Source organism: Caproiciproducens puteiluti (genome assembly GCF_052442865.1).
Taxonomy (GTDB): Bacteria; Bacillota; Clostridia; order Oscillospirales; family Acutalibacteraceae; genus Caproiciproducens.
Window position 1 is genome coordinate 1,655,506 of record NZ_CP194790.1, and the last position, 17,298, is coordinate 1,672,803.

The following is a 17,298-nucleotide window of genomic DNA, read 5'->3' on the forward strand; positions in this document are numbered from 1 at the left end:
TGCAGGGGTTTGTGGCTAACGGACAGAATACGTCTACGCATACATCGAAGAAAAAGGTCATATCTACCGAATAAAAGCCCCTGTTAAATGGTACCGGCTCCAGATCAAGGAACACGGTAATGACATCAGCGCTTCTGAGCCTGACGTTTGTCGCATGCTCAATCAGGTCGTGCTTATCCGGTGGGAAATAAACCCTTAAATCTTCAAGGCAATCTTTATCAGAAGAGTATACGGGCTATAAGTACACTCTGGAGGTCAGGTTCGAGTGCGAAAGCAGGTTTGGTATTTATTATTCTATTTATTACTATATTCATAATGATATCATCAATTCCAGGATACCCGGCAGGTGCTATGTATCGTTACATGAAGAAATGCGCTTATGCAGGCATGTTTTTCAATAGGTACTGTTTAGCCGGGCATTCGTCAATACTTTCATAGTCTTTGTATTCGCCGGTATCGGAAATGCCTTCCAGATGAAGGAAGGTGGGGTGAATCAATTTGTCGTCGATCTGGCTTGCAACAATATGCAGTTCAATTAAGCCCATTCCGTCTTTTTCGATTTCCATAATTTTTTCTTTCAAAAGCTTGAGATTTACGCTAATTCTTTGCATTTCAAAAACATCCTTTATTTTTATTCGTTGCGCAACATGTTGTAATTTTAGAGGAAATGTTTCAAAATTGCAATAGCGAAAAAAGTCGCAATTTTAGAAATTTTAAGGAATGAAAAAAAATAGGATAAATAAACAAAATGTAGCGTGATATGATAGATTTTTTATGAATTTTTTGATGCTATTTTGTAGAAATAAGACTATTTTGACTTGTGAGAAAAATAATATTTGAATGCTTCCTGTCGAAGTAGTTAGATTTATAGTTTGTTTATGCGAATATCGTTATACTCAGGATGATTATCAAACCATTTCACAGCGTAGGAGCAGGTAAGACGCGCTTTTCGGTTTTGCTGCCTCAGCAAAGCAGCAGTCGCTTCCATCAGTTTGCCGGCAATTCCCTGGCCCCGAAGGGAATCATCCACGAAGGTATGGTCGATATTGACCGTTTGTTCGTCAATGTCAGGGAAGGTGACCTCTGCAACAATACTGCCGGATTCGTTTTCGGCAAAAATTCGGTTTCGTTCCTGTTTCAATTCCAATATAAGCCCTCCTTTTTCTTGTAGTATGCCATTTCCAAAGGCACTTTGTCAATGTGCGGGCCTTATTTTCTGAAGTCTTTTCCCATTTCGGAAAAGCCGCGTCCGGATGCGTCAAATGCCCGGAAAAAGGGTTGGGCTACGGATAAAACGGTTTCAGATACACCTCCAGTGTGAACTGCGCGGGCCTTGCTCCCTTTTCCTTGCAATAGACAATTCTGTCCACCATCGCTTTTAAGAGAAGATTTCTTTTTTGCAGAGAGGCCGAAGCGTAAGCTTCCAGCACGGTACCGATTCGGTTGCCGGCGATATCGCAGCTGCCGGGATGCCGGGTCATGGCCTTGTCTCTGATTTCCTCCAGCTTGCTTCTTTTTGCTTTTAAATAGGCCTGACGTGTCAGAAACGTATCCGGGTCGTAAATTCCCTGTTCCAGAAAATCGTGCAGCTTTTCCATCTGGCCGTCGGTGGTTTTGATTTCCGATTCGAGGGCACTGAGCATTTCTCTGCTGCCGGGCTGCCGCATCGCAGAATCCTCCTGTGTGATTGTGAAACGGTTCATGCTGTGCTTCAGCGTGTCCAGCACCGCGTTTTCCACCAGGGGAAGGGAGGAGGATACCATGCAGCCGGGCTTCTGGCAGAGCAGATAGGTTCCGCCGCGGCGGGTTACCTGCCGCTGCATCAAAGAGCCGCAGTGAGCGCAGTAGACAAGACCGGCGAGCGGATTTTCCACATTGCCCGTATTTGCCGGAGGATGGGAGCGGTACGCCGCCGTTTTCTGCGCCTGTTCAAAGAGCTCCCTGTCAATGATGGACGGATGGATTCCCTGTACGACGGTCCATTGATCGCGGGGATTTTTTACGGTGATCTGTTTGCTGCCGCCTTTCGCGCCTTTCCGGAACTGCGTTTTCTGGTTCCAGACAATTTTGCCTGTGTAAGTCGGGTTGTGCAGGATTTTCATGACGGAAGACCGACCGAACTTTTCGGAACGGTGCGGTTTTGCGCCCATGGCGTTTATCGTGTCGGCGATCTGCTGGCAGCCCATCCCCTTGTCGACGTACAGATCGAACATCATCCGCACAAACCGGGCCTCTTCTTCCAGGACCGCGAGCGTCGGCCTCTTGCCGACCGTCGTTTTCACGTATCCGTAAGGGGCGTTGGCGATGTATCCCCCTTCCGCAATGGTTTTTTGGATTCCCCTCTGCATCCGGCGTTTGATTGCTTTCAGCTCCTGCCGGGCCATAAAGGTTTCAAATTCCGAATAGGTCTCATCCATCTCATTGTTCAGGTCGTATACCTTGCGCGGTGTAATGATCTTTGTGTCCGCGTTTTTCAGCGTCTCCAGAATGACCCCCTGGTCGCTCATGGCGCCGCGCCCCAGGCGGTCGATATCCATGCAGAGTACGGCGTCGAATTGACCGTGCTCCACGTCGGCCAGCAGCTGCAGCATCTGGGGACGGGCGTACAGCGATTCCCCGGAAACCACTTCCTCATATATTTTTACCACAGTCAGATTGCTGTTTGAGGCGAATTCCAGCAGGGTTTCCCTGTGCCGCTTTAGTGTTTCGTCAACCGTGTCGCTCAGCTCTTCCGCACGGCTTTTCCGCAGGTAGACGGCTGTATTCATTTTATCACCCGCTTTCTCTTCCTATATTTATGGAAGAGTTCCATGAATATTCCGGCCTCCGAATCCTTTGGGATTCGGAGGCCTTTTCCGTTTCTGAATAATTTCGGAATTACCGTGCCGGAAACGCTTTAGCACGAATAGGACAAACACCGGAATTCATATTTTTACTGAGGTGATGCATATGCGCGACACAGGAAAACCGGCTGTCACCGTGCATATTTTATCGGGAACGGCCGGAGAGATCGCACGCAACAGGGAAAATCTGAGGTATGTAACGGAACAGATCTGCAGTGAAAAAAACGGGTCTGCCGTGAAAGTGACCATTGACTGGGACGTGCCGGCAGAGAAAAGCCCTATAAAAGGAAAGGGGAAGTACCCATGAAATACGAAGTCCTTCAGGGATATATGGCCCTGTGCCGTTATTACGGATGGAAACCGACGTGGGCCGGACTGAAAGCGTTTAACCGGGGAGAGCGTGCAAAGAGTCTGAAAAAGGGGGAAAGCAAAAAATGATCTGCGCGCCATGTGCAAAATGTAAGAGAAGGGCTGACAACAGGATCTGCCGCCGTTTCTGTTCCGCCTATAAACGTGCTTTTGAACGGAACGTGGAACGGCAGTTGGATGAAACGCTGTTCCGCCGGCTCGCCAGGATTTCCAAATAAAGCGGGAAGAAAAACAGAACCGCCCCACACGGGGCGGCAGTGTTTCCTATTGTTTTCCCATATACTCTGCAACGCGGTCGTGAAAATGCTCGTAGGAAGTGCTTCCGTTCAGCAGCTTCAGCTGCAGATCATCCGACAGGGAGAAAAAGAAATCCTTTACCTTGCTGTCCTGCTCAGGCAGATTCGACGGAAACGGGAATTCGTAATATCCTGTATAGTCCAAGCCAATCACCTCTGGAATAGTGTATGACTATTTTTCCGAAACATGCAGAATTTTCCTTTTTTATTCCGAAGGGCGATGAAAGAAGGGCCGGGCGTTCGGGTCCGTATGTATCAAACGTGTTTACTGTTCTTCACTGCATGAATCATATACGCGCAGTCCGTCTATGCATACAGCTTCGTTAAAATTTCCTGTGTTTTGCACATTCGCAGATGTTTCCGTGCTATTTCCATCCATAAAATAATCCTCCTAACACATTTAGTGAAACCTTTGTTTCTCAATACCATTTTATGGCGGCTGTTTCATTGTGTTACAGAAATATTTTCCTATTATAAGTCAGATTTTTCAAAATTTCGAAAAACTAAACAAATAATATAAAATAATAAATACATAGTAATATTAATCATTATAATAGAGTAAAAATCTGCAAAAAATAAGCAATAAATACAAAATTAGCTTATTTCGTCCTGATTAATTCGTCCTTTTATAAAATCTTTTCTATTTATATTTTATTAATATTCTGTTATAATTGTGTTAAATGAATGTAAGATGTTAATCAAAGCTAAGAATTCATCCCTCGACAGGACGAAATGAGGTTAATTACATGTCACTTGCGCTCATGATCGCACTTCTCCTTGTGTGCGCTTCCATCTTTGTCAATGGCTGGACGGACGCGCCGAATGCAATCGCTACTGTTGTTTCGACCCGAGTGCTTTCCCCGCGGGCAGCCGTTTTAATGGCTACGGCGTTTAATCTGGTGGGCATCATGTGCTTCGGCACGGCTGTTGCCAGCACCATTGCCAATCTCGTCAATGTCGGGACCGGCTCCAACCCTTTGATCGCCATTTGTGCGGCTCAGCTTTCCATAGTAATATGGTCGGTGTCGGCCTGGAAGTTCGGAATCCCCACGAGTGAAAGCCACGCGCTGATTGCCGGGCTGATGGGTTCCGGAATCGCGTATAACGGCTTTTCCGCCTTTAAGCTGGCCGAGTTTCAGAAGGTGCTGTGGGGAATTGTCATCTCAACGGTCGTCGGTTTTTTTGCAGCCTATGTTGTCACCAAGGCGATCGGCTTTTTATTCCGCAGGGTCAAGCGTTCCAAAGCGAACCGCTTCTTTTCCCTGGGGCAAATTGCTTCCGCCGCTTTAATGGCTACGAGTCACGGCGCACAGGACGGTCAGAAATTTATGGGCGTTTTTGTGCTTGTAATTCTTCTTGCAAACAATCAGCCTATTCCGGCAACGGTACATATAGATATCTGGATTATGCTGCTTTGCTCGCTGGTCATGGCAATCGGCACCTCGATCGGCGGGTACCGCATCATCAAGACCATGGGGATCGATATGGTCAAACTGGAAAAGTATCAGGGGTTTTCCGCTGAAATCGTGGCGTCTCTCTGTATGCTGGTTACGACCGTGTGCTCCGGAATTCCTCTTTCCACCACCAACACAAAGGGCACCGCTATGATGGGTGCGGGCGCGGCCAGGCGTTTTTCCGACGTAAACTGGGGAATTGCCAAAGAAATGGTAATGGCGTGGGTACTGACCTTCCCTGCCTGCCTGATTCTTGGTTATGCGATGACCAAACTGTTTATACTGATCTTTTAGAATGGTATAGACGGTATAGAATATGTCTATAGGAAAGAATCTGTGTATTTGAAGGGTAAGGGAACTATATGAGTAATTTTTTTGCTAAAGGGCCGGACTACTTCTCATTGTTTGAAAAGGGAATCGGTATTTCCTGTCACGCTGCAAAAGTGCTTCAAACTTCGTTTACGGATGGGATGATCGACAAAAAAGAAATCACCCTGCTGAAAGAACTTGAACATGACGGGGACAAGCACGTTCATTACTGCTCCAACCTCATTGCGGACGCTTTTATCACACCGATCGACCGTTCGGATATGATGGATATGGTCCGCGCGATCGAGTCTATTACGGACAGCATCGACGATATCGGGAATCAGATTTATATGATGCATATTTCCGAGGCGAATGAAACGACCGTCAAGCTGGTGGATTTGATCGTCAAAAGCTGCGAGGGCCTGTGTACTTTAATGGCCGACTTTAAGCAGTTTAAGAAAAATCTGAAAAGTATTAAGCAAATGTCTGTTTATGTTAACCATCTGGAAGAAGAGGGAGACGCTATTTTCAGCGAAGCAATGAGAGAACTGTTCGATCCGGCAAACAAAATGGAAATGATCGATGTGATCCGGCTCCAGAATCTTTACAATACCATGGAGAATTCGCTGGATTACTGTGAAGACGTCGCCGACATCGTAGAACAGATTATTATTTCCAACACCTAAGTTCATTGCCTTTTTGAAGCTCACCTTTTTTGACGGGTGGGCTTTTTATTTTTTGCGGCAAAAATGACGGGAAAGTTGCATATTGAACCGCACCCAATAGTTTGCTATAATATCTTTAATAATGACATAATTTTAAAAGGGGATTTTTCATGGCAAAGGTTACTTTGATTGCTTATACTCCCGAACCGGAAAAAACAGTTGCGCAGGCGGCAAAGCTCTGTTACTCGCCTGCTTCCATAGAAGATATATCGGAAGGACTCACCGACGAAAAGGTTGCGTCCTTTGTGGATATGCTGGCCGAAATCGGGCATGAAAGCCCGATTGAGCACGCGTCCTTCACCTTTGGGATCGAGGGGGTTTCCCGTTCCTTTCTGGCGCAGATGACCCGCCACCGCATCGCCTCCTACAGCGTGCAGAGCCAGCGCTATGTGACGGAAGCCTGTTTTGAATACGTGGTTCCGCCGGAGATTGAAGCGATTCCCGAGGCGAAGGCTGAGTTCCTTCTGGCCATGGAGGAAGACCAGAAACACTATGAAAAGCTGACGTCTCTTTTAAAGGAGAAGCATAAAAAAGCGCTGATGGACGCCGGAAAGGATGACAAGTCCGCCGGGCGCGCCGCGCAGAAGCAGGCGATTGAGGACGCGCGGTTTGTCCTGCCCAATGCCTGCGACACCAAGATGGTGTGCACGATGAACGCCCGCTCGCTGTATAATTTCTTTTCCCACCGCTGCTGCAACCGCGCCCAGTGGGAAATCCGCGCCGTCGCGGTGGAGATGCTGCGGCTTGTCCGCGGCGTGGCGCCGCACCTTTTCAAGCACTGCGGGCCGCCCTGCCTGCGCGGTGCATGCCCGGAGGGGAAAATGTCCTGCGGCAAAATCAACGAGGTGCGCGAGTTTTTTAATGGAATAGGGGAAAACTGATGAGCGGAAAATTAATTACCATGGAGGGCCTGGACGGCAGCGGAAAGGCAACGCAGACCGAGCTGCTCTGCAAAGCACTGGCCGGACGGGGCGTGAAGTTGCGCCGCGTTTCCTTTCCGGACTATAATGAGCCGTCCTCCGTTCTGGCCAAGATGTACCTGAACGGGGAATTCGGCTCCGATCCCGACGATGTGAACGCATACGCCGCTTCCTCGTTTTACGCGGTCGACCGTTACGCAAGCTATCAAAAACACTGGCGGCAGGATTACCGTAACGGCTCCCTGATTATTGCCGACCGGTATTCTACTTCCAATATTGTGTTTCAGCTTTCCAAGCTGCCGCGGGAGCAGTGGCCCGGTTTTGTGGAGTGGGTGCAGGACTATGAATACGACAAGCTGGGACTGCCCCGTCCCGATCTGACTATTTACCTCAATATGCCGCTGGAGGTTTCCCAGAAGCTTTTGAGCGGCAGGTACCATGGAAACGAGGAAAAGAAGGATATCCACGAAAGCAATGCGGAGTATCTGCGCGCATGCCGTGTCAGCGCGGAATACGCGGTGCAGAGGCTGAACTGGAAAACAGTTGAGTGCGCGGACAGCGGGGGCCTGAAAACGGTTGAACAGATTCACGGTGAAGTTATGGAGATTGCGGCGGGCGTGCTGTAAGCCCGCGGCTTCCTTACGACAGAGAAGGACGGTTTGGTATGATTTGTTTTGCTGACTGGGAAATGCGCGGCGAGCTTGCAGAAATCTGGGCAAGCTGCTTTCACGAGCCGGTGCGTCCGGCAAAATATTTCCTGAATAATTATTATAAGCCCGAGAACTGTCTGGTTTATAAAATGGGGGAGAAAACCGCGTCCGTTGTTTATCTGCTGCCCGCCCGGATTCTTGCCGGCCCGGCGGCCGTGCAGACGCACTACATTTATGCGGCGGCTACCTTGCCGCAGTATCGCGGGCACGGCTGTATGGCGGCGCTTCTGGCCGCGGCCGCGCTGGTAGGGGCCAACCGGGGGGATCAGTATTCCGCGGTGCTTCCCGCCGAACCGGGCTTGTACAGCCTTTATGAAAAGTCCGACTATACGAAATTTTTTCAGGTCGGCACCGTTTCTCTGTCGTTGGAGGAAATGTGTTCGCTGGCGGATTCGGGAGTTTCCGCCAGAACCCTTCTGACGTATGGCCAGATGAACGGACTCCGCGGGGGAAAGCTGGCGGGGAGAACCGGTTCCGTGCTTTGGAGCGACGAAGCGTTTGCCTTTGCCGCCGGAATGGGCAAAATTTACGGAGACAAAATGATCTGCTCCCGTACCGGTGAAAAATTCGCGTACGCCCTGTGCCGCCGGACGGATTCCGACGCCTGCGCGGTTCTGGAACTGATGGCGGACGGCGATACCATTCGCGATCTTGCGGCGAACATCATCAGCGGGCTGCCGGCTGAACGGTATACGTTCCGTCTGCCCGTCTGGGAGACCCTCTTGGGAAAGCAGGGGGAAATATCCGATTTCGGGATGCTGAAGCCCCTCGGAGGAGCTGCTTTGGATTCGGTGCGCCAGGCTTCGGCCGCGCCGTATCTCGGATTGCCGCTGGATTAATTTTGGAGGTATTAAAATGATTTATCTTTTTCTGGCAGATGGATTTGAGGAAATCGAGGCGCTGGCGACCGTCGATGTTTTAAGGCGTGCCGGCTGCGACCTGGTTACGGTCGGCGTCGGCGGTAAAAAAATCACCGGGGCGCATCGGATTGAAGTGACCGCCGACATAGAGGAAAAGGAAGCGGTGACGGACGGGCTGGATATGGTGGTGCTGCCGGGCGGAGTGCAGGGTACGCTCAATCTGGAAAAATCCCCGATTGTGAAAGCCGTCATCCGTTACTGCGCGGAAAACGGCCGATATATCTGCGCGATCTGCGCGGCTCCCTCCATCTTAGGCCATATGAATCTGCTGAAAGAACATACGGCGACCTGCTTCCCGGGCTATGAGCAGGAGCTGCACGCAAAAACCGTGTCCGAAGGACCGGTCTGCGTCAGCGGAAAGATCATCACGGCGAGGGGCGCCGGCGTCGCCGTCGAATTTGCACTTCAAATTGTGGAAGTGCTGTTTGGCGCTGAAAAATCAAAGATGCTTAGGAAGTCGATGCAATGTATGTAAGAAATATCCGGGAAATCAAAATGAATCTGCGCGCGCGCTACCGCCAGTTCCGCGAAAAGCTGGGTGAGGACCGGAAAATCAGCTTGGATTCCACAATCCAGAGCAGGCTGCTCGCGCTGCGGGAATACGCCGCGGCGGACACGGTCTTCACGTATGTCAGCAAGCCGATCGAGGTGGACACGATTGCCCTGATCAAGGCCGCGCTGGCTAACCACAAGCTGGTTGCCGCACCGCGCTGCGTTCCGGACACCTACGATATGGAGTTCTTCTATATCACCTCTCTTGACGATCTGGAAAAAGGCAGCTTCGGCGTGCTGGAACCGATCGTATCGAAGTGCCGCAGGGTGACCGATTTTTCCCGGGGTTTCTGCATTGTGCCGGGACTCAGCTTTGACGCGCAGGGGTATCGCCTCGGCTACGGCAAGGGGTATTACGACCGCTTTCTGGCGGAGTTCGGGGGGGCCACCGTCGGAATCTGCTATTCCGGCTGTGTCCAGTGGAATCTGCCCCACGGCTATTACGACAAGCCGGTCGACATTCTGATTACAGAGAAATACATCAGGAGAATGGCAAATCAGAAAAGCTGAAAGAGCCATCCTGATGTTTAAAACAGGAGGACGTATCCATGAACGATGACAGGGACCTTAACGAGTACCACCAGAAAAAGGTGGAAAGCTTTAAGCTGAATATTCCCGATGAGGATTTGGGCGATCTGCCGGGTACGGACCTTTCTTCCGATTTGCGCGATGCGGACGACGGTGCGTCCAACAGCGTCATCAGCAGCTACAGCGATCCCCGAGAGGCGCAGAAGGCAAAGTCCATGCAGGATGAAGCGGAAATCAAAGCCGAAAAGGCGCACCAGCTCCGCAACAAGGAAAAGGGCAGAAAAAACAAGGGCTTTTTCCGGTTCATCTGGATCATTATGGTTCTGTTTGCTTCCATCCTTTTTTCACAGTTTCTGATTACGGGAATCAACGATATGCTCGCGATCGGCAAGGAAAAGGTGAGCGTGACGGTCGAAATACCGAAGAACGCCTCTGGCAGACAGGTTGCGGAGGTTCTGAACAGCGCCGGTATCATCCGCGACGTGAGCTTCTTTCAGGTTTATTCCAGGCTGACGAAGGCGGACGGCCATTACAGCAACGGCAGCTATAAAATCGATACCAATATGGACTATGAGGCCATTATCAATAACCTTCAGTCCAATATAAACCGCGTGGATACCGTGAAAATTACCTTCAAAGAGGGCGCCAACATCCTTGAAATTGCAGACCTGATGGAGAAAAACGGGGTCTGCTCCTCCAAAGACGTGCTTTCCGTTGTGAATTCGGACACCTTTGATAAAAGCTATGAAATGCTTCAGGCAATCACAAACGAGCCGGACCGCTACTACAAGCTTGAGGGCTACCTTTTCCCGGACACCTATGAATTTTATAAGGACGAGGACCCCGAGCAGGCGGTCGAAAAGCTGATCAGCAATTGCAGTAAGAAGCTGACCAAGCAGATCCGCAATAAGGCGGCAGCAGAGAATATGACGATTGACCAGATGATGACGCTGGCTTCCATGATTCAGGCGGAAGCGGCGGACAAAGACGATATGTACAAAATTTCCTCCGTTTTCCACAACCGCCTGAACAGCGGCGGAGAAGGTGACCTGCTTCGCCTGCGCTCGGACCCGACCACCTATTATCCGTATCGTACCAAGGCGGCCGTACCGTCCGATATACGCGAAACCTATAAGAGCAAATACGATACTTATACCATCAAGGGCCTGCCCGCGGGGCCGATCTGCAATCCGGGCACGGATGCGATCGACGCGGCCTTAAATCCCGCAAGCACCAAATATTATTACTTCTGCCATGATAAGAACGGAAAAGCGTATTATGCCGCTACCAATGCGCAGCATGAAGCGAATCTGAAAAAGGCGGGACTGAAATAGAAGGCTTTGGAGGACAAAAATTGACGGATACGAATCAACGTGCTGAGCTGCTTTCCCCCGTTGGTGACAGGGAACGGCTCGGTGCGGCAATCAGCTTTGGCGCCGACGCGGTTTATCTCGCCGGACAGGAATTCGGCATGCGCACGGCGCCGTCCAATTTTACAAACGAAGAACTGGTTCGGGCGGTGCAATACGCGCACGGCAAAAATGGTAAGGTCTATCTGACCTGCAACACCGTACCGCACAACGGCGAGCTTTCGCGTCTGCCGGAATTTCTGCGGTTTGCGCAGGAAGCCGGGGTGGACGCGCTGATTATCGCGGATTTCGGAGTCATGGCGATGGCGAAGAAATACGCGCCGAAGGTGGATATCCACATGTCCACACAGGCCGGCGTCGCGAACTATGTCAGCGCCCGCGAGCTGTACGATCTGGGCGCTTCCCGCGTTGTGCTGGCGCGCGAGCTTAGCCTTGGGGAAATTGCGGAAATCCGCGCCAAAACGCCCCGGGAGCTTGAACTGGAGGTTTTTGTGCACGGCGCCATGTGCGTTTCATTTTCCGGCCGCTGCCTGCTTTCCAGCTATCTGACGGGGCGCGACGCGAACCGCGGCGACTGCGCGCAGCCGTGCCGCTGGGAATACGCGTTGATGGAAGCCAAACGTCCGGGCCAGTACATGCCGGTTTCTGAGGACGGACATGGCTCCTATATTCTGAATTCTAAAGATATGTGCATGATCGAACATATTCCCGAAATTCTGAAAACCGGCGTGACAAGCCTGAAAATAGAAGGCAGGGCAAAGTCCGCGTACTATGTTTCGGTGGCGACCAACGCTTACCGGAACGCCATTGACGAATACTACGCGGACCCGGGAAAAAAGGTTTCCCCATGGATCGTGGAGGAACTGAACAAGATTAGCCACCGCGAGTACAGCACCGGCTTTTACTTCGGGACCGAACCGGGGCAGGTGTACGGAAACGGCGGCTATGTGAGGGAATACGATGTGATTGCCGTCTGTGAAAGCTATGAAAACGGCGTGGCGGCGCTTTCCCAGCGCAACCGCTTTTTCAAAGGCGATACCGCCGACGTGCTGGAGGCGGGGAACCGTCCGTTCCTTCTTCCGCTGAACGAATTATATGATAAGGACTGGATCCCGATCGATTCGGCGCCCCACGCCACAATGACCGTATTTCTCAAAACCGACCGGCCCATTCAAAAGGGCGCAATCCTGCGTAAGGCAAGAATCTAACCCAATATCGTACAGATTCCATGCATTGACAGAGAAAATCATGATTAAAGCTCCTCCATATTGGTAATCCTAACCAGTATGGGGGAGTGTTTCTATGGAAAAAAGAACAGCCGCTTTTTTCGGTGTGTTTATGCTTTGTCTGTTTCTCTGCGTTTTAAGCCTGTACACGGTGTCGGACGGCGCTCAGCTTGCCGCGACCGCCGCCAACCAAAGCAGCTATAAGCTGGTGGTGGCAAAAACAAGAGGAACCATTTACGACTGCAATAAAGTCTCTTTGACCGGCGCGGATACGGAGTACGCCGCCGCCATTGCGCCGAGTGTGGAGGGTGCGGCGGCACTCAGCAAGGTGCTGACGGAAAAGGAACTGGAGAGTGTTTATCCGTCCCTGACCGCGGGCAAGCCGTTTGCCCTGAAGCTGCCGAAAAGCATTACCGCGAACGGGATCGACGTATTCCCCGTTGACAAAAGGTACGCCGACAAACAGACCGCCGTTCACACCATAGGCTATCTGGACGGCTCCGGCGCGGGTGCCGCAGGGATAGAAAAAGCGTTCAATAAGCAGCTTACGCAGAATCAGGGACAGATTTCCGTCACCTACAAGGTGGACGCCGTCAACCGTGTGCTGGCGGGAGAGGACAAAAAGATCAGCGATTCCTCGTATCTGCACAACAGCGGGGTGGTACTGACAATCGATAAGAATATTCAGGAGATCGCCGAAGAAGCCGCCGGGAAATATCTGACAAAGGGTGCGGTGATCGTTACGGAGGTGCCGTCGTGCAAAATCCGCGCGATGGTCAGCCTGCCCGACTTTTCTCCGAACAACATCGCGGCGGCGCTGAAAGCGGAGGGCTCTCCGCTCGTCAACCGCTGCCTTTCCGCGTATAATGTGGGTTCCGTATTCAAGCTCGTTTCCGCTTCTGCCGCTCTGGAATACGGCGTTTCGCCGGACACCCAGTACACCTGTACCGGCTCGATCGACGTGGACGGCGGCATTTTCCATTGCTTTAACGGGGAGAGCCATGGCGCCGAAAATATGAAATCGGCGATCGCGCAGTCCTGTAACACCTATTTTATCAATCTCATGAAGCAGGTGCCCCAGGCCCAGTTTTTGCTGATGGCACAGAGCATGGGCTTTGGCCGTTCCTTTGAGATCGCGCCGGGCGTCTCGTCGGCTTCGGGCAATCTTCCCAGCCTAAAAAGCCTCAATATCCCGAGGGCTCTGGCGAACTTTTCGTTCGGGCAGGGGGATCTGACCGCCACACCTCTGCAGATTGCGGCGATGGTGAACGCGATTGCAAGCGGAGGGGAGTATACCCAGCCCTATCTGTATGAGGGCCTTGTGGATGAAAATCTGAATTACACGGCAAAAGCGCCCGCGCAGGAAAGTACTCAGGTGATTTCACAGAACACGGTGGACCTGCTCCGGGATTTTATGAAGGAATCCATTGAGACGGGAACCAGCAAAAAGGGCAGACCGGCCAAGGGCGGGGCGGGCGCGAAAACCGCGACCGCGCAGACGGGACGGTATGTGAACGGGGTGGAGGCGGTGGAATCCTGGTTTTCCGGATTCTATCCGTATGAAAACCCGAAGTACGTAATCACAGTGTTTGCGGAGGACGGGACCGGCGGCGGCGCGACCTGCGGTCCGGTCTTCAAGCAGATTGCCGACGCGCTGGCCGATAAAATCGGTCAATAACCGACAATTCGATTGACAAGCCGCGGGATTCAGTTTATAATCAAAACGGAATAAAGTGAATCGTGCCGGGAACCCCGGCACAGGAATAAAGGCGATGAAGGGTACGAAGGTGCCGGGCACTGCAAAAGAGAGGAAATTCACGGCTGAAAGATTTCCGTAGCTGCTGTCACCGAAGCCAACCCGCAGCCCCGCGGTGAAGAACCGCGGCGTTTTCCCCGCGTTAAGGGGGTTCAAGCGGCGCTCAGGCGCAATTTGGGTGGTACCACGGATTTCTCCGTCCCATTGTGGACGGTGAAGTCTATTTTTTTGCGGTACGCCTCAATTTCAAAGTCAATTATTTTTGCCTGACAGGCGGAATGGAGTTATTGTAATGGAATGGACAGGGTTAAATGAACTGCGTGAAAAATATCTGTCGTTTTTTGAATCGAAGGGGCATCTGCGCCTGCAGAGCTTTTCGCTGATTCCCAAGGATGACAACAGCCTTTTGCTGATTAATTCCGGCATGGCGCCGATGAAAAAATATTTTACCGGAGAGGTAACTCCACCGCGCAAAAGAGTGACGACCTGCCAGAAATGCATCCGCACGCCGGACATTGAGCGTGTCGGCATCACCGCCCGGCACGGCACCTATTTTGAGATGCTGGGCAATTTTTCCTTCGGTGATTATTTTAAGCACGAGGCCACCGCGTGGGCGTGGGAATTCTGTACCAAAGTGCTGCAAATGCCGGTGGATAAGCTTTGGGTCACCATTTATACCGATGACGACGAAGCGTTCGAAATCTGGACGAGGGAAGTCGGCGTCGATCCGTCGCACATTGTCCGTCTGGGAAAAGAGGACAATTTCTGGGAGCACGGCTCCGGCCCCTGCGGCCCCTGCTCCGAAATCTATTTTGACCGCGGCGAACAGTACGGCTGCGGCTCGCCGACCTGCGGCGTGGGCTGTGACTGCGACCGCTACGTCGAATTCTGGAACGTGGTGTTCTCCCAGTTCAACAGCGACGGCAAGGGCAACTACCCGCCGATGGAGCATCCGAATATCGACACCGGCATGGGGCTGGAGCGCCTTGCCTGCATCATGCAGGGCGTGGATAACCTGTTCCTTGTGGATACCGTCCAGAACATCATGAAGCATATCTGCCGCATTTCCGGCGTCAAATACGGCGACGATCCGAAAAAGGACATTTCCCTGCGGGTCATCACCGACCATATCCGCAGCACCACCTTTATGATCGGCGACGGCGTCATGCCGTCCAACGAGGGCCGCGGCTACGTCCTGCGCCGTCTGCTGCGCCGTGCCGCGCGCCACGGGCGCCTGCTCGGGATCAGCCGCACGTTCCTTGCGGAGGTTGCGCAGACGGTCATCGACGAGAATAAAAACGCATATCCAGAACTGGATGAAAAACGCGCCATGATCACAAAGCTCATCGGTGTGGAGGAAGAAAGCTTTGCAAAAACGATCGATCAGGGGCTTCAGCTTCTGAGCGGCTATATTGACAACAGCGGCAACAAGGTGTTTTCCGGCGCGGACGCGTTCCGCCTGAACGATACCTACGGCTTCCCGATCGACCTTACCAAGGAAATTCTGGCGGAGCGCGGCATGACCGTTGATGAAGAAGAATTCCAGCGCCTGATGCGGGAGCAGCGCGAACGCGCGCGGGCCGCGAGAAAGAACGCCGGAGCGGACGCCTGGGAAGGCGAGAGCGATCTGCTGGAAAATGTTCCGGAAACCGGGTTCCTCGGCTATGGGCAGATGGAGACCGCGGCGAAGGTCCTTGCGATTATCCGCGGCGGCGAACGCGTACAATCCGCAACCGCGGGCGACGAGGTTGCCCTGGTGCTCGACAGGACCGCTTTCTACGCGGAAAGCGGCGGGCAGGTCGGCGATACCGGCTCCATCGAGTCCGCCGATGCGATGCTGGAGGTCAGAAATACCACCAAGAACCATGCGAAAAATTATCTGCATCACGCCGTTGTGACGGCCGGGCAGATCAGCGTCGATGAAGAAGTCAAAGCTTCCGTAGACCGGGAAAAACGCCTCGCCGTCATGCGCAACCACACGACCGCGCATCTGCTTCAGGCCGCGCTGCGCAGGGTGCTGGGCGACCACGTGGAACAGGCCGGACAGCTGGTCAATGAAAAGCATGTTCGCTTCGACTTTACGCATTTTTCCGCTCTGACAAAGGAAGAGCTGGGAAAGGTCGAACAGCTTGTCAATCAGGTGATTCTGAGCGGAAGAAACGTGGAGTGCCGCGAAATGCCGATCGAAGAGGCAAAGAAGCTGGGCGCGATGGCCCTGTTCGGTGAAAAATACGGCGATATCGTCCGCGTTGTCACCGTCGGTGGTTTCAGCCGTGAATTCTGTGGCGGTACCCATATGGACAACACCGCGAAAATCGGCCTGTTTAAAATCCTGTCGGAAAGCTCCGTCGCCGCCGGCGTGCGCCGGATCGAGGGCGTTACCGGCACGGGCGTGCTCGACCTGATGAACCGTACTATCGGCGAGATCGACGAGGCGGCCGCCGCATTGAAGCTGAACAATTCTTCCGAGCTGGTGCAGAAAGCGGCTCAGCTTTCCGCGGAGCTGAAGGAAAAGGACAGGACCATAGAGGCGCTCAACTCCAAGCTGGCGGGAATTCAGATCGACAGCCTGATTGCCGGCGCGAAGCAGGTGGGCGGCGTTCAGGTCATCACCGCCGTGTTCCCCGGAACGGAGCCGGACGAGCTGCGCGCCCTCTGTGACAAAGCGCGCGACCATGCCCCGAACATGGTTGCCGTGTTTGCCGGAACCCGGGACGGAAAGGCCAACATCGCCGCGTGTGTCGCTAAGGAAGCACTGGCGAAGGGCGTCAACGCCGGTCAGATCGTGCGCGCGGTCGCACAGCTTGCGGGCGGCAACGGCGGCGGCAGGGCGGACAGCGCCATGGCCGGTGCGAAGGATTTGTCAAAGCTGGACGGCGCTCTGGCGAAAGTTGAGAAAATTGTTGCCAATATGCTCAAATGATACTATAATAATAGCGTTGCATTGTTAGAACAAAGGAGGTCTCAGCGTGGACTGCGTGTTTTGCAAAATAGCGAACGGCGAAATTCCCAGTAAAAAGGCGTACGAGGATGACCGTGTGCTGGCGTTTTATGATCTGGATCCCCAGGCGCCCGTGCACATTCTGATTATTCCAAAAGAACATATTCAGTCTGTGGAAGATATCACGGAGGAAAACAGCGCGATCGTCGCCCATATTTTTGAAGTGGCGGCGAAACTCGCAAAGGAAAACAATCTGGAAAAAGGGTTTCGTGTTGTCAGCAATGTGGGAAAGGACGGCGGTCAGAGTGTGCCGCACCTGCATTTCCACCTGCTTGGGGGCCGTTCCATGAAGTGGCCTCCGGGCTGATAAACAGCGTTT

The 17,298-nt window shown here is 52.4% G+C and carries 18 protein-coding genes; 14 read left to right on the forward strand and 4 right to left on the reverse strand.

Annotated features, from left to right (window positions below; genetic code table 11):
* Positions 1–377: 377 nt before the first annotated feature.
* From ACRQU7_RS07940 to ACRQU7_RS07950, 3 genes are all read right to left on the reverse strand, one after another.
* Entirely contained in the window at positions 378–611 is a 234-nt protein-coding gene (locus ACRQU7_RS07940) for a hypothetical protein (RefSeq protein ID WP_038323675.1), read from the reverse strand.
* A gap of 254 nt (positions 612–865) precedes the next feature.
* Positions 866–1,147: a GNAT family N-acetyltransferase gene (locus tag ACRQU7_RS07945; protein WP_444645038.1), complete on the reverse strand. Its 282-nt coding sequence runs from the start codon at positions 1,145–1,147 to the stop codon at positions 866–868.
* Positions 1,148–1,283: 136 nt separating this feature from the next.
* Positions 1,284–2,768, reverse strand: a complete 1,485-nt coding sequence (locus ACRQU7_RS07950) for a recombinase family protein (protein ID WP_444645040.1) — start codon at positions 2,766–2,768, stop codon at positions 1,284–1,286.
* 181 nt (positions 2,769–2,949) lie between these two features.
* Between ACRQU7_RS07950 and ACRQU7_RS07955 the strand changes: the two genes are divergently transcribed.
* Both ACRQU7_RS07955 and ACRQU7_RS07960 read left to right on the forward strand, forming a co-directional pair.
* Entirely contained in the window at positions 2,950–3,150 is a 201-nt protein-coding gene (locus ACRQU7_RS07955) for a hypothetical protein (protein WP_038323678.1), read from the forward strand.
* A complete protein-coding gene (locus tag ACRQU7_RS07960; protein WP_444645042.1) occupies positions 3,147–3,281 on the forward strand; it encodes a hypothetical protein in 135 nt (44 codons plus the stop codon). The genes ACRQU7_RS07955 and ACRQU7_RS07960 overlap by 4 nt, the downstream gene beginning before the upstream one ends.
* A gap of 195 nt (positions 3,282–3,476) precedes the next feature.
* Here the strand turns inward: ACRQU7_RS07960 and ACRQU7_RS07965 are convergent, their stop codons facing one another.
* The gene (locus ACRQU7_RS07965; protein ID WP_444645044.1) at positions 3,477–3,653 is read right to left on the reverse strand and encodes a hypothetical protein; all 177 of its coding nucleotides are present in this window, start codon (positions 3,651–3,653) and stop codon (positions 3,477–3,479) included.
* Positions 3,654–4,254: 601 nt separating this feature from the next.
* Here ACRQU7_RS07965 and ACRQU7_RS07970 point away from each other — a divergent pair.
* The 12 genes from ACRQU7_RS07970 (at position 4,255) to ACRQU7_RS08025 (ending at position 17,286) form a co-directional block, all read left to right on the forward strand.
* Complete coding sequence (locus ACRQU7_RS07970) at positions 4,255–5,256, forward strand: inorganic phosphate transporter (protein WP_042081676.1); 1,002 nt, start codon at positions 4,255–4,257, stop codon at positions 5,254–5,256.
* A gap of 68 nt (positions 5,257–5,324) precedes the next feature.
* On the forward strand, positions 5,325–5,957 hold the full coding sequence (locus ACRQU7_RS07975) for a DUF47 domain-containing protein (RefSeq protein ID WP_444645046.1): 633 nt from the start codon (positions 5,325–5,327) through the stop codon (positions 5,955–5,957).
* Positions 5,958–6,106: 149 nt separating this feature from the next.
* Positions 6,107–6,877 (forward strand): FAD-dependent thymidylate synthase, encoded by a 771-nt coding sequence (gene thyX / locus ACRQU7_RS07980; RefSeq protein ID WP_444645048.1) that lies wholly within the window; start codon positions 6,107–6,109, stop codon positions 6,875–6,877.
* Complete coding sequence (locus ACRQU7_RS07985) at positions 6,877–7,542, forward strand: dTMP kinase (protein WP_444645050.1); 666 nt, start codon at positions 6,877–6,879, stop codon at positions 7,540–7,542. The genes thyX and ACRQU7_RS07985 overlap by 1 nt, the downstream gene beginning before the upstream one ends.
* Positions 7,543–7,580: 38 nt before the next feature.
* Positions 7,581–8,465 (forward strand): GNAT family N-acetyltransferase, encoded by an 885-nt coding sequence (locus ACRQU7_RS07990; protein ID WP_444645052.1) that lies wholly within the window; start codon positions 7,581–7,583, stop codon positions 8,463–8,465.
* 16 nt (positions 8,466–8,481) lie between these two features.
* On the forward strand, positions 8,482–9,021 hold the full coding sequence (locus ACRQU7_RS07995; protein ID WP_444645054.1) for a DJ-1 family glyoxalase III: 540 nt from the start codon (positions 8,482–8,484) through the stop codon (positions 9,019–9,021).
* Entirely contained in the window at positions 9,012–9,608 is a 597-nt protein-coding gene (locus tag ACRQU7_RS08000; protein WP_444645056.1) for a 5-formyltetrahydrofolate cyclo-ligase, read from the forward strand. The genes ACRQU7_RS07995 and ACRQU7_RS08000 overlap by 10 nt, the downstream gene beginning before the upstream one ends.
* 38 nt (positions 9,609–9,646) lie before the next feature.
* On the forward strand, positions 9,647–10,960 hold the full coding sequence (gene mltG / locus ACRQU7_RS08005; protein WP_444645058.1) for an endolytic transglycosylase MltG: 1,314 nt from the start codon (positions 9,647–9,649) through the stop codon (positions 10,958–10,960).
* Between the two features lie 20 nt (positions 10,961–10,980).
* The gene (locus ACRQU7_RS08010; RefSeq protein WP_444645060.1) at positions 10,981–12,204 is read left to right on the forward strand and encodes a peptidase U32 family protein; all 1,224 of its coding nucleotides are present in this window, start codon (positions 10,981–10,983) and stop codon (positions 12,202–12,204) included.
* A gap of 94 nt (positions 12,205–12,298) precedes the next feature.
* Positions 12,299–13,900 carry a peptidoglycan D,D-transpeptidase FtsI family protein gene (locus ACRQU7_RS08015; RefSeq protein ID WP_444645062.1) on the forward strand — a complete coding sequence of 534 codons (1,602 nt, stop codon included), beginning with the start codon at positions 12,299–12,301 and terminating at the stop codon, positions 13,898–13,900.
* 370 nt (positions 13,901–14,270) lie between these two features.
* A complete protein-coding gene (gene alaS / locus ACRQU7_RS08020) occupies positions 14,271–16,901 on the forward strand; it encodes an alanine--tRNA ligase (protein ID WP_444645064.1) in 2,631 nt (876 codons plus the stop codon).
* Between the two features lie 46 nt (positions 16,902–16,947).
* Positions 16,948–17,286 (forward strand): histidine triad nucleotide-binding protein, encoded by a 339-nt coding sequence (locus ACRQU7_RS08025; RefSeq protein WP_444645066.1) that lies wholly within the window; start codon positions 16,948–16,950, stop codon positions 17,284–17,286.
* Positions 17,287–17,298 lie beyond the last annotated feature (12 nt).